Below are 19,822 nucleotides of genomic sequence, written 5' to 3'. Positions count from 1 at the left end.
CCCCGGCGCGTCGGTCACCGGCTGCCGCGACCCGCCAGCGCGTCCCGGTCGGCGGGGGAGTCCGCCGCGCGGGCCGGCTCGGTGGCCGGTGGGGGCGGCTCCGGCGCGGTGACCGGCCGGCGGAGCCAGCCGGCCAGCCGGTGCGCCTGGCGCAGCACCGCGTACGCGAGATAGTTGTCCCGGCCGACCAGCCGGTGCTTGAGCCCGGCCACCCCGCCCGGACGCGGGTAGCCGCCCGGCGGCAGGTGCCGACGGTAGTGCGCGGCGACCCGGTGGAAGAAGCGTCGGCGCAGGTGCGGATGGAGTCGGCCGTCGTTGCCGACCACCACCAGCATGTGGTTGACCATCAGGGTGAACAACTCGCCGTGCAGCCGCTCGTCCGGGTGCCGGCGGGCGACCCAGTCGAACAGCCTGTCGTACTGGTCGAAGGCGTCGAAGTGGCGACCGCTGCGGGTGGAGGTGATCGCGCCCTGCCGGCCCTGCCGGTAGAGGTAGCAGACCCGGTCCAGCACGGAGATCCGTTCCGCGCCGATGAGCAGTGGGTTGCTGAACGGGATGTCCTCGTACCAGCCGGGGTGGAAGCGCAGTTCCAGCGCGTTCAGGTACTCCCGGCGGACCACCTTGTTCCACGCGGTGTGCTGCACCCGCAGCAGCCCGGGGCGGTCGGCGAGGCGGACCACCGCGGGGGTGTCGCGCAGCAGGTGACTGCTCGCGTCCACCTCCCGCCGGCCGTCGTCGCGTACCCGCAGGTGGTCGAGCATCAGTACGTCGGGGCGGTGCGCGCGGAGCCGGTCGAGCACCGCCGGGATGGTGCCCGGCGGCAACCAGTCGTCGCTGTCGACGAACCAGACGTACTCGCCGGTGGCCACGTCCAGGCCGGCGTTGCGGGCGGGACCCAGCCCGACGTTACGGTCCAGGTGCACCGTGCGTACGCCCGGATGGGTGGCCGCGTACGCGCGCAGCAGTTCCCCGCACCGGTCCGGCGAGGCGTCGTCGACGGCGACGATCTCGACTGTGCCCACCGCGTCGGCCGGGACGTCCGTGCGCACCGAGTCGAGGCACTGGTGCAGGTACGCCTCCACCCCGTGGACGGGGACGACGACGCTGAGCAGCGGGGTGGGCGCGGGCTGGTTGACCACCCCGCCACCCTGGTGCACGGGTATGGACGGCCACGGAACGTGACGTATCCGGTGGAGATGGAGTTGCTGAACAGCGGCCGAGCGGCAGGTTAACGGTTCAGGATCCGCCGTACCGGTGCGGGGACCGCCCGCTTGACCCGGGCCCGCAGCCGCTGGTCGTGCAGCTCCCGTACGTCGTCGCCGAGGGCCGCGTTGCGGTCGCGCAGCCACTGGATGCGGGCCAGTAGCACCTCGGGCGGGCAGGCCCCGGCCGGTCGGACCGCCGGGGGGAACTCCGTCTCGCGGACCTGTGCGTCGAAGCGGGCCGCGCTGTCCCCGTCGTCGAACGCGTTGCCCAGGTCGTGTCGGGCCAGGAAGGCCCGCAGCACCTCGTAGCGGGCCCGGTGTCCGGCGTGCAGGGCGGTGTAGTCGGCCTCGGCGTAGAGCTGCGCCGCGTCCACGTCGGCCGGCACGTCCTTCATCAGCCGGTGCGGGATGTCGAAGTAGCGGGCCAGCTCCAGGGTGCGCGAGTCGTGCGCGAACAGGAAGCCGGGGGTGCCGGCGACAAGCGCGGTGATGGTGCCGTGGATCCGGGTGCCGAACGCGAAGTCGAAGCCGGCGAGGTAGTCCATCCAGGTCCACGGGTCGAGGAACATCCGCACCTTGTCCTCGGTGAACAACGGGTGCGAGGAGTGGATCGGGATGGCGCTGGTCCTGCCCCGGTCCTCCGGGGCGTCGCCGTAGAGCAGGGTGCCGAGCGTCCTGAGGTCCTGCGGCAGGTAGCGCAGGTGCGGGTAGCGGGCCTGGTGCGCGGCGATGATCTTCGCCATCGACTTGACGTACGGGGAGACGGTAAGCGCCACCCGGGCGTCGGGCGTCAGGACCGGTGCGGTCTTCTCCACCCGGAGCTGGTCGCCGTGCAGGAACATCGACGGGCAACCGATCACGTCGACGGCGGAGAAGCCCAGCGTGTTCAGGTACTGCGCCGTTATCTCCCCCCGGACGCCGATGCTCGGCCCCCGCTCCAGCGCCGCCCGCACGAACCGGGTGACCACGTCGTCGATCGGCCGCAGGTACTCCCGGTCACCGTGGACGTCGGTCTGCACCCCGACCCCGAAGACCACCACCGGGATCCGCAGCCGTTCGACAAGCTTCGTCATCAGCTCGATGCGGTGGGCGTAGCTGCGGCGGAAGGCGTTGGCCAGCGGGATGACGTACACGTCGTACTGCTCGTTGATCCGGTCGGCGTCGCGCAGGTCGACCTTGAACTCGGTGGAGGTGATCCGCGCGGTGGAGGTACGCAGCAGCTTGTGCGCGGCGTGACTGAAGACCAGGTTGCCGTTGTTCTCCCCGATCCAGTTCCCCTCGTACGCCTCCTCGGGGCCGCGCACGTCGAACGGGTCCTTCTTCGCCCGCATCAGGATCCGCTGGTGCACCAGTCTGCTCCGTTCCTCGTTCCCGGGCGCCTCCGACGGGTCGCCGGCCTACCCACGGGTGCGCCGACACCGACGGGTCCCGCGATGTTAAGGCAGTGGAGGGATTTCGTACACCTTCGGCACATCCGCACCACCCCGGCCCGTCACCGGTGGACGGGCGTGCCGGTAGGGTGCCCGGCGTGACCAGCGTGCCCACCACCGCGTCCCCCGCGCTGAGCCGACTGCCGTCGCTGACCGGGTTGCGCTGGATCGCCGCCATGCTGGTCTTCGGCTACCACGCCGGCACCATGCGGATCATCGCCCAGCCGGACGCCAAGGCGGTGGTCGACTGGTTGTTCACCCTCGGCCTGTCCGGGGTGCAGTTCTTCTTCATCCTCAGTGGCTTCGTGCTGGTCTGGTCGGCCCGCGACGGCGACCGGCGGCGGGACTTCTGGCGTCGCCGACTCGCCAAGATCTATCCCAACCACGTGCTGACCTGGGCGGTGGCGCTGCTGGTGATGTGGTGGTTCGCCGACCCGGTGGTGCCCCGCGCCGCGCTGGAGAACCTCTTCCTCGTCCAGGCCTGGGACCCCACCCCCGGTTACTTCTACAGCATCAACAACGTGAGCTGGTCGCTCTCCTGCGAGCTGTTCTTCTACCTCTGCCTGCCGCTGGTGCTGCCGGCGATCCGGCGGGCCCGCTCCGGAGTGCTCTGGGCGGTGGTGGTGGCGGTGCCGCTGGTGATCCTGTCGCTCTGGCCCGGCCAGCAGTTGCTGCCCGAGGGCACCAACTGGTGGTTCACCCAGGTCTTCCCGCTGGTCCGCTCCACCGAGTTCTGGCTGGGCGTCGCCGCCGCCGAGCTGCTGCGCCGTGGCCACTGGCGGGGCCCCGGCCTGCCGCTGGCCAGCCTGTTCTTCGTGGCCGTCTGGGTGGCGGCACACTGGATCCCGGCCGAGATGTGGGCGGCGCTGCTGTCGGTGGCGTACATCCTGGTCATCCCGGCGGCGGCCCGGGCGGACGTGCAGGGCCGCTGGTCGCCGTGGCGGCACCGCACACTGATCTGGCTCGGCGAGGTGTCGTTCGCCTTCTACCTGGTGCACGTGCTGGTGATGATGACCGTGCTGCGGCTCACCGGGCACTGGGGCGTGGGGCTGCCCGGCTGGTCGGGGCCGCTGGCCGTGCTCGGTTTCCTGGTGGTGAACCTGGTGCTGGCCGCAGCCCTGCACCGCTGGGTGGAGACGCCGATGATGCGCCGCCTCGCCCCCCGCCGCCGTACCCCACCCGCGCCGCCCACCCCCGACGGCGCTGTACCCGAGGGCGCTGTCCCCGGCGGTGCTGCTCCCGGCGGTGCCGACTCCGGCGGCGTGGTCGCCTGCGGCGCTGCCGCCGTGCCGGGGCCGAGAGACGCCGGCGACGGGTCGCGCGACGGGCGTCCCGTCGAGTACGCGGGACCGCGCGACCAGCACTGATCCCACTGCACCAGGTGCTCCGGCCACCCCTGCCGACCAGGGGTGTTCCCGGAAGTCCCCAGGCCGGGCGAGGGGCACCCGGTGGTCGGCGCGGCGACACGCCCGGCGGTGCTGCGGGCCGGTCACCTCGGCGGTAGCGTGGACACATGTTCCCGGCCGCGCCCGCCAGTCCCCTGTGGTGGGTCGCGCGCTGGTTGTCCCGGCTGCTGACCGGTCTCGCCGTCGCGATCGCGTTCGCCGTCGCCGGGCCGGCGCTGTCCGGCTCCGCGCTGTCCGACCCGGTGCTGCCCGACCCGGGGTCGCCCGCAGCCGCCCTGTCGATCGACGCGCCGGTGTCCTTCGACGCCGCTGCGGCCCTGTCCGCTCCGGGCGGTGGCCTCACCGGCATCCGCACCGGTGACCAGGGGGTCGACCTGGCCGGCGTGGTCGCCGCAGACCGGGTCGACGCCGTCACGCTCACCGTGCCGGCCGGTGCCGCGCGGAACGTCCCGGTCCCGCCCCCGGGGGCTACCGCCGGGCGGCTGCCCACCGTCGCCGGCCCACGGGCACCCCCGGCGGGCTGACCGCCCACGCGGGGGCCCACCCGCGACCGCCAGTGCGACGAACCTCACCCCCGCACCGCCCGGCCGGACGTCCTCCGCAACGGACCCGCCGCCGGTACGGCCTCCTCTTCCGCTTCCCGCCCGCGAGGTGCCGACCGTGAACACCGTGCTCTCCCAGTTCCTGATCGAGGTCCCGACCGCCACCGCCATCTGGTCCGCGCTGCTCGTCCTCGCCCTGACCGGGCTCACCGTCCTGGTGGCCCGGCCCGAGCGGGAGCACCCGACCGACGCCGCCGCCGTCGTGCCGCCACCCGACGCCCCGCCCCCGGTCGCCGATCTGCGCCGCTACGCCGAGGAGGTGGCCGTCGCCGCCACCGGGGCCGCCCAGACGGCGCACCGCCGTCGTACGGCCTGGCTGGCTGCCCAGGACGACCTGGACCGGGCCTGGCAGGCGTACGACGAGGCGGAGACGGTGGCCCGCCGGTTCGCCGGTGCCGGTGCGCTGCCCAGCCCGCGTACCCCCCGTACCCCCGTCGAGTACGCGGGCCGGGAACGGTGGCTGCACCAGGAGGCGGTGGCGGCGCACTGGCGGGGGGAGTTGTCGGTGGAGCGGCTGCGGGACGTCTTCGCCCACCGCGACGGCTGGGACCCGCGTCGGCACCCGGTCGAACACGAGGTGATGCTCGCCCGAGCCGTCCGCGGGGACCGGCGTACGGCGTACCGGGTCGCGGTCGGGCGGGAACGGGCGGCGTGGCGGGACGCCGAACTGGCCGCCGAGGCGGCCCGGTCCCTGGCCGTCGAGGCGTACGCGGCGGCGCAACGGCTGCGGCCGGGCCGGATTCCGTTGCCCCGCAGCGCGACGTCGGCGGCCCGTCCGGCACCCGCCGCCCGCTGGCACCCGGCCCGGGTGAACTGACCGGAGATGATCGGCTCGATGCCGCGCCGGTAGCGGTATCGGCTCGGCATGGACACCGCCACCACGGCCCCGCTTCGTCGCGGCATCGCGGTCCGGCATCGCGGTCCGGCATCGCGGTCCGGGGTCGCGGTCCGGGGTCGCGGTCCGGGGTCGCGGTCCCGTGTCGTGGTCCGGCGTCGTGGTCCGGTCCCAGCTCCGGGCCATCGGGGCTGCCTGGCGTCACGAGGGCGGAATTGTTATCCGGGCCGGCGTGGGTGGCGTCACCGTGCGTGGGGATTCGGACACCTGGTCACAGGTGGTCACATCGACTACGACGATCATCGGTGGTTGCTGGCGGAGCGTCCGGTTGTCGCCCCCGCGAGACGGACGCCCCGGTCGCCCCACGAGCGGCCAGTCGGTGCCCGAGTGCACCGGAAAACGGTGCGCCTCGACCATGTTTGCGCAGCTCACGGGGCTTGGCGAGGGAGAACCCGGCCAGTAGTGTCGCTGCGGTCCGGTGCGGTTCCCGTTCGCAGCAGGCGACGCCGCGCCGACCCGCTCAATCGTGCGAGTCACGAACCGGGGACCCACCGCACCATCTGGGGTGAATCCGCGGGCCACGGCCCGGGGTAGGGCGATCTTCCCGCCCGAATCCGTCAGCTAACCCGGTCGGCGGCAGCGGAAGGAGTTCCATCCTCGTGTACTACGACCCCACCCCCTCGGTAGTTCCGCCACCTCGGTGCCGGGGTGCCGCCGGACCGTCGCGCCTGACGCGCTGACCCGGCCGACAGCCCCCGCCGTCCGGTCTCGTCGGACGGCCCCACCGAACTGCCCGGCCTCTCGTCGGGCGGCCCACCGAGCTGCCCGGCCCCCGTCGGGCGGTCCCGACCGAACGAGCGGCCGAACACCCGATCCGCGCGTGGCGTACCGCCGCGTGCCGCTCCGGCGTGCCCGGCCGCCTCGCCCCGTGGAGGAACACCCTGTGAAGCACCACATGAAGCGACAGCTACGCCGGCTGACCACTCAGCGCCCGTACCAGCTGGTGGTCGGCTCGGCAGCGGTCGTCGTCCTGGCCACCGGCGCCGCCGCGCTGGCTGCCGGGGTCGACGACGCCCCGACCGACCAGCAGCGTTCGACCGCCGTCGCCGAGACCGCCCCCCGCCTCGACGACGTCGCCACCCGCGCCCAGGCCCGGGTCGCCGCCCCCGCCCCGACCAGCCCGTCGGCCACCCCCACGGCCAGCCCGTCGGCGAGCCCCACCCCATCACTCCGGGTCACCAGGGCGAAGACCAGGGCCACCGCCAACCCGGACCTGACCCGCACGGTGGCAGCTCCGAAGCCGCCGTCGTCGAAGGTCCTCCGCTACGAGTACCAGGCGCAGACCACCTACTACTACTGCGGCCCGGCGGCGGTGCGCAACGCGCTCAGCGCGGCCGGCATCGAGCGCAGCCAGGACGACCTCGCCGCCCAGTTGGGCACCACCGAGATGGGCACCAACTCGGCCGAGGACACCACCCGGGTGCTCAACGCCGTGGTGAAGGGCGACCCGTACCGGACCCGGATGTTCGCCGGCACCCCCAGTGACGCGCAGGCCGAGCGGCTGCGGGCCGACGTGGTCGCGACGGTCACCGACAAGCGGGCCGTGGTCGCGAACGTGGTCGGGGACGTCACCGATCTCGACGGCGGCTGGCACTCCTTCCCCGGCGGCCACTACGTCGCCGTGGTCGGCTACCAGGACAACGGCCGTACCGTCCGGATCGCCGACTCGGCCGACCCGTCGCTGCCGGCGTACTGGGTCAGCGTGACCACCCTGGCGAACTGGATCGCCACCCGGGGCTACTCCGCCTGACCGCCCGCCGCGCGTCGGCCGCAAGGTCGCGCTCGGACATGGTTGTAGTGGCCTCCTTCTCGAGGGAGGCCACTACAACATGGATCGAGCACGATCTTGCAGCGAGCGGTCAGGCTCCAGCTCCCGGCGGGCGGCGTCGAGGAAGCCGTCGGCGTACGCGTCGGCGGGGAAGTCGCCCAGGTAGCGACGGCGGGTCTGCCAACGGGCCGCCGCCAACGGGTCGGTGTCCAGCAGCCCGGTCAGCACCTCGTCCAGGTTGGCCATGTCCCGGCGCAGCACGTAACCGGAGCGGGCCAGCGGGAAGCGGGTCAGGAACTCGTCGCCGTCGACACCCAGGTCGGTCACCGCGTACGGCTTGCCCGAGTAGAGGTAGTCGGAGATGACCCCGGAGACGTCGGAGACCAGCGCGTCGGAGCGGTTGACGCAGTCGGTCAGGCTCAGCTCCCGACTGGCCGCCGCGCCCCACAGGTGCTGCCGGCCGGTGCGGGTCCGGTCGGCGGCGAGCAGCTCGGTCAGCCGCGCCAACTGCCGGGCCGAGGCCGGGTTCTGCCCGGTGTACGGGTGCGCCCGCAGGATCACCGTGGCGCCCCGGTCGAGCAGCCGGCGCAGCATCGGCTCGGCCACCGGCAGCGAGCAGTAGTTGGCGTCGGCGTGGTGGCCGGTCCAGGTGGGGGTGTAGAGCACGGTCGGGGCGGTCAGTGGCCGCACCTCCCGGCGTACCTCGATGGCCTCGACCTGGGGGCGACCTACCACGACGAACTTCTCGGCGGGGATCTCCACGCCGGCCCGCGCGTACCGCTCGATCGCCGCCGGACCGGCCACGAAGATCTTGTCGAAGATGGCCGAGACCGGGTTGGCGCTGGGCGCCTTGTCGCTGTCGCCGTGGTGCAGTTGCACGTGGGTGAGCTGGGTGAACCGGATGCAGTGGCTGTTCTTCGCCCCGTGGTTGACATAGAACGCCACCCGCAGGCTGGGCACCAGCGCCTCGTCCATCGCCTTGAGGGTGGGGCAGTAGACCACCGGGGCGCTCGTCGCGGCGGCGACCGTGGGCAGGAACTCCGGCTCCCGCAGCAGCACCAGGAACGGCCGGCCGAGCCGCTCCAGGTAGGGCAGCCACATGGTGACCTGGTATTCCGAGCCGGGCGGGGCGGAGAAGTAGAGCAGGAACTCCGGCTGGTGCGCCCGCAGCGCCCGGGTCACCGGGCCGCCTCCGCCCGAGGGCCGGAACCGTCGCCGGGCCAGGTCCAGGCCGACCGCGCCGCAGCCGGCGGCCACCAGCAGGACGACGACCAGCGCCAGCACGGCGGGCAGGGCGAACGCGGCGGCCACCGCCACCACGGCCAGCAGCCCCAGCAGTACGCCGCCGAGCCGGGCGGCGACCAGCGGGGTGCACGCCCGTACCGGCAGGTTCGCCGCCCGGATCTCCAGGTTGCCGGCGTCGCGCAGCGGCCCCACCAGCAGCACCAGGCCCAGCAGCACCAGCGCGGTCAGCGCCAGCACCGGGTCGAACCCGTCGTCGAGCCGGCGGGCGTAGCCGACCAGGATGCCGGCGGCCAGCAGGACCGTCTCGGCGACGATGTCGGCGTCGGGGCGGACCCGACGCTCGGCGGCAGCCGCCGCCAGCGCGGCCACCGCCAGGGCCAGGCCCCAGCCGGTGGCCCCGGTGAACGCCACCACCAGGAAGGCGACCACGGCCAGGCCGGTGGTCAGGCACCGTGCGATCAGTTTCCTGACCAGGTCACCACGCATGTCGTACCGTCTCCGGGGGTCGGTCAGCCGGCGTCGACGCCGCTGGGCAGCCGGTCCTGCGCGGCCGAGGTCGGCTGGGCCGGCACCGGGGCCGGCTCGCCGGGGGCCCGCCGGACGTCGATCACCTGGCCGGTGAGGTCGGAGATCAGCACGTCGAGCGAGGACTGGGCGACCGTCTCGGCGGCCAGCAGGGTGTGCTCCGGCTCCTCGCCGAACGCCTTTGTGCGCATCGGGGTGGCGGTGCGCTCCGGGTTGATGCAGTTGACCCGGACCCCGAACTCGGCCCACTCGTCGGAGAGCGCCTGGGTCAGGTTGACGAGCGCCGCCTTGGTCGACGAGTAGAGCGCGTACTGCGCCCGGCCCCGGGTGTACGAGCTGGACGTGTAGAGCAGCAGCTGACCCTTGGTCTGCTGGAGGTACGGCAGGGACTGCCGGGCGGCGATCACCGGGCCGACGAAGTTGACCTGGAGCACCCGGTCCATGGTCTCCTCGTCCATCTCGGCAAGCGCGCCCTTCTCCAGGATGCCGGCGGTGACCACCACGTGGTCGATCCGGCCGGTGGCCTCGAAGGCGGTCTTCAGCGCGGCCTCGACGTCGCCGGTCTGCTCGACGTGGGTGCCGGTGCTGGAGCGGCTGAACGGGAAGACCTGCGCGCCGTAGCCCCGGGCCAGCTCGGCCAGGTCGTGGCCGATGCCGTAGCTGCCGCCGAAGATGACGATCGTCCGACCGGCCAGCTCCTCGGTGTAGCTGCGGTGCGACAGCCGGGGCGCCTGGGCGGCGGCGAGCTGGAAGAGCTTGTCGGCGAGGTGCACGTCGACCGGGTGGGTGACCTTGATGTTCTCGTCCGACCCGTCGATCACCTTGATCGGCGTGCCGGGCAGGTAGCGCAGCACCACACCGCAGTCGTCGGTGGCGGCGAAGTCCGGGTCGCCCTCGGCCCGCCGGTACGCCTCCCGGATGGTGCCCGAGCGGAACGCCTGCGGGGTCTGCCCCCGGCGCAGCCGGGAGCGGACCGGGATGTCGGTGATGCACTCGTCCTCGTCGACCTGGATGATCGTGTCGGCCGAGGGGATCGCCACGTCGACGGCGGTGTAGCTCCACAGCGCGTTCACGCACTCGCGCACGATCCGGGCGCTGACCAGCGGGCGGACCGCGTCGTGGAAGAGGATGTTGACGTCACCCTCGCCGACCGCGTCCAGGGCGATCCGGGTGGTGGCGTTACGGGTCTCGCCGCCCTCGATCACCTTGCTGACCTTGCGGAACCCGGCCTTGTCGACGATCTGCTGGGCGTCGGCGACGTGGCCGGTGGCCATCAGCACGATGATCTCGTCGATCTCCGGGGCGCCCTCGAAGACGGCCAGGGTGTGCTCGATGATCGGCTTGCCGGCGATCTTCAGCAACTGCTTCGGGATGCCCAGGCCCAGCCGGGTCCCGGTGCCTCCGGCCAGCACCACCGCCACCGTCCGCGAGGGCCGCCACGGCGCCGGGGTCTCCGGTGTGGCGTCCGGGCCAGTGGTGTGGTCCTGCGTCATTGCCGATCCTCACTCTCGGGGAATGTCTGCACACGTCCCGGGGGTCACCCTGAACGGAAGATTGCGCCAGCACGGCGACGGGATGAACCTTAACGCGCGGACCGCGCCGCCCCAACGGGACGACGCGGTCCGTCGGGCACCGGGTCGATGCCCTACGTGCGCCCGGAATACTACTTGCCGTTGGCGAATGCCTCGTACGCCCGGATCACCTCGTCGGTGGGCCCGTCCATCCGGATCAGCCCCGACTCCAACCAGATCGTCCGTTCGCAGGTGTCGCGCACCGAGGAGAGCTGGTGGCTGACCAGGAAGACCGTGCCGGCCCCCTCGCGCAGCTCCCGGACCCGCTGCTCGCTGCGCTTGCGGAAGCCCTTGTCGCCGGTGGCGAGCGCCTCGTCGATCAGCAGCACGTCGTGCTTCTTGGCGGCGGCGATGGAGAACCGCAGCCGGGCCGCCATGCCCGAGGAGTACGTCCGCATCGGCAGGCTGGCGAAGTCACCCCGCTGGTTGATCCCGGAGAACTCGATGATCTCCGGGGTCATCCGGGCCACGTCGTCGGGCTGCATGCCCATCGCCAGGCAGCCCAGCGTGACGTTCCGCTCGCCCGACAGGTCGTTGAGCAGGGCGGCGTTCACCCCGAGCAGGGACGGCTGGCCCTGGGTGTAGACCGCGCCCCGGTTGACCGGGAGCAGCCCGGCGATGGTCCGCAGCAGGGTGGACTTGCCGGAGCCGTTGCTGCCGATCAGGCCGATCGCCTCACCCCGGTACGCGGTGAAGGAGACCCCCTTGACCGCGTGCACCTCCTGGATGTTCGGCGCGGAGGAGCGCTTTACCAGCCGGCGCAGCGCGGCCACCGGTGTGCTTCCGCCCCCGGCGCCCTTGTGCACCCGGTAGATCACGTGTGCGTCGTCGACCACCACGGTGGGGATCCGCTCGACGACCCTGGGCAGGGTCACTGTGACGTCGTTGGACGTCTCGTACCTGTCATCCACGGCCGTACTCCTGTTCGCCGCGCCAGAAGTAGACGAACCCGGCCACGCCACCCAGCACCGCCCAGCCGGCCGCCACCAGCCAGAGCTGGGTCAGCGACTCGTTGAGCAGTGGCGCCTGCTCCAGCAGGGCGTACCGGGCCAGCTCGATGTAGACCAGGATCGGGTTGAACTGGATGAGTGTCGAGGCCCACTCCGGCAACCTGTCGAACAGCTTGACGCTGTAGAGCACGCCGGAGCCGTACATCCAGGTGCGCAGGATGAACGGCATGACCTGCTTGAGGTCGCTGGCCTTGGAGCCCATCCGGGCGACCACCATCACGACCCCGGCGTTGAAGGCCGCCTGGAGCAGCAGTGCCGGCGGCAGCATCAGCCAGGCCGGGGTGAGCGGCTCGCCGGTCACCAGCACGATGCCGACCAGCACGATCATCGAGGCCAGCAGCTGCTGGAACTGGGTCAGCGTGGCGGCCAGCGGCAGGCAGGCCCGGGGGAAGTGCAGCGCCCGGATCAGCCCCAGGTTGCCGCTTATCGACTGGGTGCCGGCCAGCACCGCGCTCTGGGTGAAGTTGAAGATGAACAGCCCGGTGGTCAGGTACGCGATGAAGTTCGGGATGGTGTTCTGCCCGAGCACCACGCCGAAGATCAGGTAGTAGACGGCGGCGTTGGTGAGCGGGGTGAGCACCTGCCAGATCTGGCCCAGCTTGGCGTTGCTGTACGAGGCGACCAGTTTGGCGTTGGCGTACGCGGCGGTGAAGTGCCGGTAGGCCCACAGTCTGCGGCTGTACTCGGTCAGGGACGGGCGCTCGCCGGCGACCCGCAGTCCGTGCCGAGCGGCCAGCTGCGCCTGGGTCAGGCCCGTTTCGGGGTCGACCAGCGCGGTGGTGGCCATGGGAAGGGCGCTCCGATCTTTCGTACCAACGGGATGCGCGCGACGCTGGATTCGGTGGGCTGGCGCGGTGCCGGGCAGCCTCGTCGCTGCGTGGACGGTAGTGCAAAACACGTCGGGACGCAACCGTACCGTCGTTGCGCTACATTGGCCCACGTGACAGGTGCGAAGAGTCCCCGATGACCAGCGACAAGAGGCGTCCGCCGGCCGGCGCGGCGGTGCTGAGGGGCGACATCACCAGAGCCATCCGCCGCGCCCTGATGCAGGAACTCGCCGCGGTCGGATACGGGCGGCTCTCCATCGAGGCGGTGGCCCGCCGGGCCGGGGTGAGCAAGACCGCGATCTACCGCCGGTGGAGCTCGAAACTCGACCTGGTGATCGAGACCGTGGTCGCCGCCGCCGGCAGCAAACTGCCCGCGCTGGACACCGGCAGCCTGCGCGGCGACCTGACGCTGCTGTTCCAGGTGGTCGCCCACGCGCTGCGCCACCCGCTGGCCTCGCAGATCATCCCCGACCTGCTCGCCGAGGCGGCCCGCAACCCGACCATCGACGAGACCCTCCAGCAGCTGCTGCGGGCCAAGCAGCAGGAGATCGGCGGGCGGTTGATCGGCCTGGCGGTGGAACGCGGCGAGTTGCCCGCCGACACCGATGCCGACGCGGCGGTCGACCTGATCGTCGGCCCGCTGTACTGGCGGCTGGCCATCGCCCGTACCCCGCTCACCCCGACCTACCTGGACCAGTTGGTGGAGTCGGTGGCCGTCGGGCTGACCGCGAACGGCTCGGTGCCCCGCCAGCGGGAGGCTCCGATGCCCCGGTGAGCGGCTCCGCGCCCCGCCCGGCAATCTCCGCGACGCCGCCACGCCGCCCACCGGCCATCGGCGGAGGGTGGTTGCGGTTACCCTGCTCTCCGGACCGGAGCCGGGCGACCGTCGCGTACCGCCGCCCGCCCGCCGCACGACTCTCGCGCACCTTGCCCGTACGACGACAAGGACGACCCGTGCCGAACGCCGACCCCGTTGCCGTGGCGCCCCCGCCCGCCGCGCCCCCGCCCGCCGCGCCGGCCACCGGGCGACCGCAGCCCGCGCACCGGCTGCGGTCGGCGCTCGCCGCCGCCCCGGCCGTCATCACCGACGCGGCAGTGCTGGGCTTCGCGCTGTGGACGGTGCTCTACCACGCGTCCTTCCTGTTCGGGCTGCGCCCGTCGGTGACGTTCCTGATCTGGCTGGTCGGCTGCGTCCTGGTCACCGCCCTGGTCGGGGTGCGCGCCCTGCGCCGGGCCCGCGTCCCTGCCCCGGCGGGTGCGGCTTCCGACGCCGCCCCGGCGCCGGCGGCTTCCGACGCCGCCCCGGCGGGCGGCACGGGCCAGCCGCGCCGTTGGCTGCTGCCCGTGGTCGCCGCCGGGGTGGTCGCCGCCGTCACCGCCGGCCTCGCCGGCACCCCGGCCGGCGACGTGCTCTCCTGGTGGGTCCCGGCCGCCGCCGGCGCGGTCGCGGGCCTCGGTGCCATGCTGCTCACCCGGCGGGCGTGGCGGGCCGACGACGCGGCCCCGCCCGCGCCACCGGCCCCCACCGCCCTCCAGTCCGGGTACGCGCTGCTGATCTCGGTCGGCGTGGCGATCTCCTCGCTCTACCTGGCCCGCAACACCCCGGACGACGTCTACTACGTCGGCAGGACGGTCTGGGTGGCCGAGCGGGACCTGGTGCCCACCAACGACTTCCTGTTCACCGAGAACGTCGCCCCGGCGATGGGTTCGCTGCCACCCACCCCGTCGATCGAGGTGTTCGACGGCGCGCTCGCCCACGTGCTCGGCATCCACGGCGCGTCCGCCACCTGGTACCTCGCGTTGCCGGTGATGGCGGTGCTGGCCGTCCTCGCGCTGTGGCGGCTCACCCACCGGTGGGCCCCGCGCCGGCCGGTGCTCGCGTTCAGCGTCGCGGTCGCCTACCTCTACCTGGTGGCCGGCTCGGACGCCGCGCTCGGCACCTTCCACCTGCCCCGCCTCTACGAGGGCAAGGGGATGTTCGTCTCGGCGGTCATCCCGCTGATGTGGCTCTACCTCACCGAGTGGTTCGACACCCGGTCGCGCCGCTCGCTGCTGCTCGTCTTCGCGCTCTCGGTCACCGCGGCCGGGCTCACCACCACCTCGGCGATCATCCTGCCGATGCTGGTCGGCGCGGCCGGCTTCGCGATGCTGCTGGTCGGCCGGTGGAAGGACGCGGTGATCGGCGGGCTCGCCGCCGTGGCGTACCCGGTGGGGGCGATCGTGGTGTCCCGGCTCGTGCTGGGCGGGATGAACGCCGCCGGCGCGGACGACGCCTTCTTCGACGCCGAGTACACCTACCGGCGGACGTTGCTGGTCGGCATCGTCGGGGTGATCAGCGGCCTGGCGCTGTGGTGCGGCCCGCTGCTGGCCCGCCGCCGCACCCCGGCGCTGCTGGCCGCCGGTGCCGCCCTGGTGATGAGCGTGCTGCTGGTGCCCGGCGTGCTGGAGACGCTCGGCGCGCTGACCGGCATCTCCGTGGTGCTCTGGCGGGTGCCGTGGCTGCTCGCCCTGCCGACCCTGATCGGTCTGCTCTGCACGGTGTCCGTCCCGTCGCCGTCGCGGCTGCTGCGCGGCGCGGTGGGCGGGCTGGTCGCCGCCGCGATGGTCACCTCGTTCGCCGTCTGGGCCACCCCGATGTGGTCGCCGGACAGTTGGGTGGAGACGCACACCCGCCCCACCTGGAAGCTGCCCCAGCAGCGGCAGCAGATCGCCTTCTGGATCGCCGGGCAGGACCGGCCGGCAGGGCTGGTGCTCGCCCCCTCGACGATCATGCGAACCTCGCTGATCGTGACCAGCCGGGTCCGGGTCGTCCTGCCCCGCGACTTCTACCTGGTGGAGTACGACCTGAACTCCGACTTCGCCAAGGACCGGCTGCTGCTGGCCCACTTCGCCGACGGGCGCGAGAAACCCGGCCGGGAGCAGGTCGCCACCGCCCTCGACCGGGTCGGCGTCGGCACCATCTGCGTCTACAACGGCAACCGCTACGCCCGCGACATGGCCGTCGAGCTGGGCTTCGAGGAGTTCGCCTCGCGTCGGGGACCGGGCGCGACGACCTGCTACGGCAGGTCGGGCTGAGCAACTGACACCCGGTGTCGTCCGGGAGGTATCGTCGCGTCTGCCCGAAATGGAGCCGGATACCCGAGCGACACCGGGGCGTCCCCTCACGTTAAAGTCGCAGTCACCCGCAGGCCGCTCGGTCGGTCGCGGTGCTGCGGTCACCCAGTCGTTCGACGCGACGCCGACCGCCGGGCCCTGCCCGTCATCGATCTCGTAGGGAGCGTCCTCCTTTGTTCGGCACGTTACTGGAACGCACCGGCACCGCCGCCCGAGGCGCGCTGCTGGTGCTGACCTACCTGGTCATGCTCGTCGCGGGCGGCTTCGGGTGGGTGGTCCTGTTCGCCGTGGCCGGGCTGGCCGCCGTCGTCGGTGAGTTCGCCGTCACCCGCTGGTCGCCGCCGTCGGAGACGCTGCTCGAGAAGGTCGGCCTCAACCGGGGTTACCGGCAGCTCAGCCGGGACCTGGCGACCGTCCTGCTGGTCGCCGCCACGGTCCCGCTCACCGCTGTCGAGTTGACCTGGCTGCTGGTGCTCCCGGCGGCGGTCTGGGTGATCGCGGTCTTCGCGGGCGCGCTCAACACCATGATCGACCGCCGGAACCCGATCTCCGCGCTGGTCCGCAACATCGAGTTGGGCCCGATCCGCTCGGCGCCCCGCCCACCGGCCTGGATCGCCGACCTGGCCGGCGTCCAGCTCGCGGTGCTCAACGTGCTGCTGATCCCGGCCGCCGTGGTCGCCGCGGTCCGGGCCGACGCCGTCCCCGTCCTGGCGGTCGCCGCGTTGGCCGCCGGTCTCGCCGCGCTGGTCGGCGCGGTGGTCGCGGTGACCTGGCTGCGCGGCCGGGGCACCGGCAAGAGCCCGGTGCTGCCGGTGCTCCAGCGCTGGCTCGACAACCACCGCCCCGAGGTGGCGCTCTACTTCGCCGGCCCGGCCAAGGACGTCTACCAGGCCAACATGTGGCTGGCCCCGACCGAGGCGCTGCACCAGCGGGCGGTCGTGCTGATGCGCAGCAAGGAGGCGTTCTTCGAGCTGGCCGACACCCGGCTGCCGGTGATCTGCGTGCCGACCGGACCGGACTTCATGAACCTCGAACTGGGCACCGTCCGGGCCGCCCTCTACGCGGCGAACGTCGGCGCGAACATCCACATGCTGCGCGAGCCGGGCATGAAGCACGTCTTCGTCGGCCACGGCGACAGCGACAAGCAGGCCAGCGTCAACCCCTACAGCAAGGTGTACGACGAGGTCTGGGTCGCCGGTCTGGCCGGCCGGGAGCGGTACGCGCGCGCTGCGGTCGGCGTACGGGACGACGACATCGTGGAGATCGGCCGACCCCAGCTCGCCGGGGTGCACACCTTCGGTTCGACGGCCCCCGACCGGCCGTTCACCGTCCTCTACGCCCCCACCTGGGAGGGTTGGCTCGACGACGACCCCTACCACACCTCGCTGGTGCTGATGGGGGAGCGGATCGTCCAGGGCGTGCTGGCCACCCCGCAGGTCCGGCTGGTCTACAAGCCGCACCCGCTGACCGGCTCCCGGTCCAGGGAGGCCAAGGCGGTGCACGAGCGGTTGGTGTCGCTGGTCCGGGCCGCCGGTGGCGATCCGGACGCCGGGTCGCTGGACGGCCCCGGGCACCGGGTGGTCACCGGCCGGGTTCCCGCACTGTTCGACTGCTTCAACCAGACCGACCTGCTGGTCAGTGACATATCCAGTGTGGTCTCCGACTTCGTGCAGAGCCAGCGGCCGTACGTGGTGGCCAATCCCAGCGGGCTGCCGGAGGACGAGTTCCGGCGCGAGTTCCCCACCTCCCGGGGGGCGTACCTGCTCTCCCGGGACTGCGGTGAGCTGGCGAAGATCCTCGCGCTGACCCGGGCCGGCGACGACCCGATGACCGACGCCCGGCGGGACCTGAAGACCTACCTGCTCGGCCCGGCCGAGACCAACCCGATGGACCGGTTCCAGGAGGAGATCGGTCGGCTCTGCCACTGACCGGCTGTGCTGTGGGGCCCGGGACGACCACTCGTCCCGGGCCCCGCGCCGTTGACCGGACGGCGGCACCGGGCCGACGGTCGGGGTGGTCGAGGTGGTCGGAGTCCCACAGCCCGGCCCGGGGTTCCCCGCCGTTTCCACCGCACGGGTGTTTCTGCCACCATTCGCTCGTCATCCGTACGACGAATGGGGATCACCGGTGCGCATCCTGCTGGTCGAGGACGACCGACGGGTGGCCGCCGCCCTCGCCTCGGCGTTGACCCGACGCGGGTACGAGGTCGAGCACGCCGCCACCGTCGCCGCCGCGCTCTCCGCCGCCCCCTGCGATCTGGTCCTGCTCGACCTCACCCTGCCCGACGGGGACGGCACCGAGGTGTGCCGGGAGTTGCGGCGGCGCAGCAGCCAGCTCGGCATCATCGCGGTCACCGCCCGGGGCGAGGAACGTGACCGGGTGCTCGGGTTGCGACTCGGCGCCGACGACTACGTGGTGAAACCGTTCTCGATGGTGGAGTTGCAGGCCCGGATCGAGGCGGTGCTGCGGCGGGCGGCCAACGCGGTGCCGGCGCCGGACCTCATCGAGGCCGGTCCGGTCCGCATCGACGTGTCCGGCCGGACGGTCACCGTCGACGGCGAGCCGGTGGCGCTGACCCGTAAGGAGTTCGACATCCTGCTCTCGCTGGCCCGCCAGCCCGGCACGGCGGTGCCCCGGGACCGCATCCTGCTCGACGTCTGGGGCACCACCTGGGCCGACCGGCACACCGTCGAGGTGCACGTCGGCTCGCTGCGCGGCAAGCTCGGCGACCCCCGGTTGGTGGAGACCGTACGCGGGGTCGGGTACCGGCTCCGGGCGGCGTGAGGGGCAGCCGGTGCGTCGTCGACTGGTGATCAGCTACCTGCTGCTGATGGTGTTGGTGCTCCTGGCGTTGGAGACCCCGCTCGCGGCCACCCTGGCGTCCCGGGAGACCGACCGGGTGCGCGCCGACCGGCTCGCCGACGCGACCCGGTTCGCCTCGCTGGCCGGGCCGGCGTTGCGCGGGGGTGGTGCCGGGCCGCTGACCGGCGAGCTGGTCAGCTACGACCAGCTGTACGGCATCGGTGCGGCGGTGGTCGACCGGGACGGCCGGACGCTTGTGGTGTCGGCCAGCTGGAGCACCGGCCGGGACACCCGGGCGGCGCTGGACAGCGCGTTGGCCGGGCAGCAGTTCAACGGGTCGGACTCGGTGTGGCCCTGGGTGGACGGCCCGCTGGTGGTGGCGGTGCCCATCAACGACGGCGGTGAGGTGCTCGGTGCGGTGGTCACCGCCACCCCGGTGGAGAAGGTCCGCCGCACTGTCACCGCCTGGTGGCTGCTGCTCGCCGGGATCGGACTGCTCGCCGTGCTGGCCTGCGTCTCCACCGCGTTCGGGCTGGCCGGCTGGGTGTTGCGCCCGGTGACCGAACTGGACGCGGTGACCCATGAGATCGCCGAGGGGGACCGGGGTGCCCGGGTGCAGGACCGGTGGGGTCCGCCCGAGCTGCGCCGGCTGGCGGCCAGCTTCAACCACATGGCGGCGGTGGTCTCCGACGTGATGGACCGGCAACGGGCCTTCGTCGCGCACGCCAGCCACCAGTTGCGCAACCCGCTGACCGCGCTGCGGCTGCGGGTGGAGGAGTTGGGACCGAGCGTGGTCGACCCGGACGGACGGGCCGAGCACCGGCTGGCCCTGGAGGAGACCGACCGGTTGGCGCTGGTCCTCGACGGGCTGCTCACCCTGGCCCGCGCGGAGCGCGAGCAGAACGAGCGGGTCACCGTGGACGCGGCGGCGGTGGCCGCGTCCCGGGTCGCCGCGTGGGAGCCGCTGGCCCGGCACCGCTCGGTCACCCTGCGCCTGGCGGCGTCCGGCCCGGCGTACGCGCGGACCGTGCCCACCGCCGTCGACCAGGCGTTGGACGCGCTGATCGACAACGCGATCAAGTTCAGCGGTGACGGCGGGGAGGTGACCGTGGCGGTCCGGAACGCCGACGGGGGCACCGCCCTGGAGGTGCGCGACACCGGCCCGGGGATGACGCCTGGCCAGCTCGACCAGGCCACCGAACGGTTCTGGCGGGCCCCCGACACGCAGAACATCGAGGGTGCCGGCCTCGGCCTCACCATCGTGGCGGTGCTGGTGGACGCCTCCGACGGTCGGCTCACCATGCATCCCGGCGAACCGCGCGGCCTGGTCGCCGAGCTGTGGTTCCCTGCCCCGCCCGACACCGACACCGACCCCGGATCCGGTGCCCGGTCCGTCGACGCGGCCCTGCCCGCCGGCTGAGG

15 protein-coding genes and 1 riboswitch are annotated in these 19,822 nt (G+C 72.9%); of the genes, 9 read left to right on the top strand and 6 right to left on the bottom strand.

Going from position 1 to position 19,822, the window contains the following annotated elements; translation table 11 throughout:
• Positions 1–14 precede the first annotated feature (14 nt).
• On the bottom strand, positions 15–1,139 hold the full coding sequence (locus AC0AIB_RS08580; RefSeq protein WP_465096362.1) for a glycosyltransferase family 2 protein: 1,125 nt from the start codon (positions 1,137–1,139) through the stop codon (positions 15–17).
• Positions 1,140–1,228: 89 nt separating this feature from the next.
• Positions 1,229–2,554 (bottom strand): polysaccharide pyruvyl transferase family protein, encoded by a 1,326-nt coding sequence (locus AC0AIB_RS08575; protein WP_328348681.1) that lies wholly within the window; start codon positions 2,552–2,554, stop codon positions 1,229–1,231.
• A gap of 179 nt (positions 2,555–2,733) precedes the next feature.
• Between AC0AIB_RS08575 and AC0AIB_RS08570 the strand changes: the two genes are divergently transcribed.
• The 4 genes from AC0AIB_RS08570 (at position 2,734) to AC0AIB_RS08555 (ending at position 7,288) form a co-directional block, all read left to right on the top strand.
• Complete coding sequence (locus AC0AIB_RS08570; RefSeq protein WP_328348680.1) at positions 2,734–4,002, top strand: acyltransferase family protein; 1,269 nt, start codon at positions 2,734–2,736, stop codon at positions 4,000–4,002.
• A gap of 146 nt (positions 4,003–4,148) precedes the next feature.
• Positions 4,149–4,565 (top strand): hypothetical protein, encoded by a 417-nt coding sequence (locus AC0AIB_RS08565; RefSeq protein WP_328348679.1) that lies wholly within the window; start codon positions 4,149–4,151, stop codon positions 4,563–4,565.
• A gap of 136 nt (positions 4,566–4,701) precedes the next feature.
• On the top strand, positions 4,702–5,460 hold the full coding sequence (locus AC0AIB_RS08560; protein WP_328348678.1) for a hypothetical protein: 759 nt from the start codon (positions 4,702–4,704) through the stop codon (positions 5,458–5,460).
• Between the two features lie 525 nt (positions 5,461–5,985).
• Positions 5,986–6,129, top strand: a riboswitch (cyclic di-AMP (ydaO/yuaA leader).
• A gap of 304 nt (positions 6,130–6,433) precedes the next feature.
• Positions 6,434–7,288 (top strand): C39 family peptidase, encoded by an 855-nt coding sequence (locus tag AC0AIB_RS08555; RefSeq protein ID WP_465096373.1) that lies wholly within the window; start codon positions 6,434–6,436, stop codon positions 7,286–7,288.
• 72 nt (positions 7,289–7,360) lie between these two features.
• Here the strand turns inward: AC0AIB_RS08555 and AC0AIB_RS08550 are convergent, their stop codons facing one another.
• The 4 genes from AC0AIB_RS08550 to AC0AIB_RS08535 form a co-directional block, all read right to left on the bottom strand.
• On the bottom strand, positions 7,361–9,037 hold the full coding sequence (locus tag AC0AIB_RS08550; RefSeq protein ID WP_465096361.1) for a CDP-glycerol glycerophosphotransferase family protein: 1,677 nt from the start codon (positions 9,035–9,037) through the stop codon (positions 7,361–7,363).
• Between the two features lie 23 nt (positions 9,038–9,060).
• Positions 9,061–10,569: a bifunctional cytidylyltransferase/SDR family oxidoreductase gene (locus tag AC0AIB_RS08545; RefSeq protein WP_328348676.1), complete on the bottom strand. Its 1,509-nt coding sequence runs from the start codon at positions 10,567–10,569 to the stop codon at positions 9,061–9,063.
• Between the two features lie 170 nt (positions 10,570–10,739).
• Complete coding sequence (locus AC0AIB_RS08540; RefSeq protein WP_067303417.1) at positions 10,740–11,558, bottom strand: ABC transporter ATP-binding protein; 819 nt, start codon at positions 11,556–11,558, stop codon at positions 10,740–10,742.
• Entirely contained in the window at positions 11,551–12,444 is an 894-nt protein-coding gene (locus tag AC0AIB_RS08535) for an ABC transporter permease (RefSeq protein WP_465096360.1), read from the bottom strand. Before AC0AIB_RS08535 ends, AC0AIB_RS08540 begins: the two co-directional genes overlap by 8 nt.
• 176 nt (positions 12,445–12,620) lie before the next feature.
• On the opposite strand from AC0AIB_RS08535, the gene AC0AIB_RS08530 reads away from it, so the two are divergent.
• From AC0AIB_RS08530 to AC0AIB_RS08510, 5 genes are all read left to right on the top strand, one after another.
• Positions 12,621–13,259: a TetR/AcrR family transcriptional regulator gene (locus AC0AIB_RS08530; protein ID WP_328348674.1), complete on the top strand. Its 639-nt coding sequence runs from the start codon at positions 12,621–12,623 to the stop codon at positions 13,257–13,259.
• Between the two features lie 179 nt (positions 13,260–13,438).
• Positions 13,439–15,559, top strand: a complete 2,121-nt coding sequence (locus AC0AIB_RS08525; protein WP_328348673.1) for a DUF6077 domain-containing protein — start codon at positions 13,439–13,441, stop codon at positions 15,557–15,559.
• Positions 15,560–15,771: 212 nt separating this feature from the next.
• Positions 15,772–17,526, top strand: coding sequence for a CDP-glycerol glycerophosphotransferase family protein (locus AC0AIB_RS08520; RefSeq protein ID WP_328348672.1), 1,755 nt, complete (start codon positions 15,772–15,774; stop codon positions 17,524–17,526).
• Positions 17,527–17,725: 199 nt separating this feature from the next.
• A complete protein-coding gene (locus AC0AIB_RS08515; RefSeq protein WP_328348671.1) occupies positions 17,726–18,382 on the top strand; it encodes a response regulator transcription factor in 657 nt (218 codons plus the stop codon).
• Positions 18,383–18,392: 10 nt separating this feature from the next.
• The gene (locus AC0AIB_RS08510) at positions 18,393–19,820 is read left to right on the top strand and encodes a sensor histidine kinase (RefSeq protein ID WP_328348670.1); all 1,428 of its coding nucleotides are present in this window, start codon (positions 18,393–18,395) and stop codon (positions 19,818–19,820) included.
• Positions 19,821–19,822: the final 2 nt, after the last annotated feature.

This window comes from Micromonospora sp. DSM 43699, from assembly GCF_055517075.1.
This window is presented reverse-complemented; position numbering and strand designations above follow the sequence as displayed.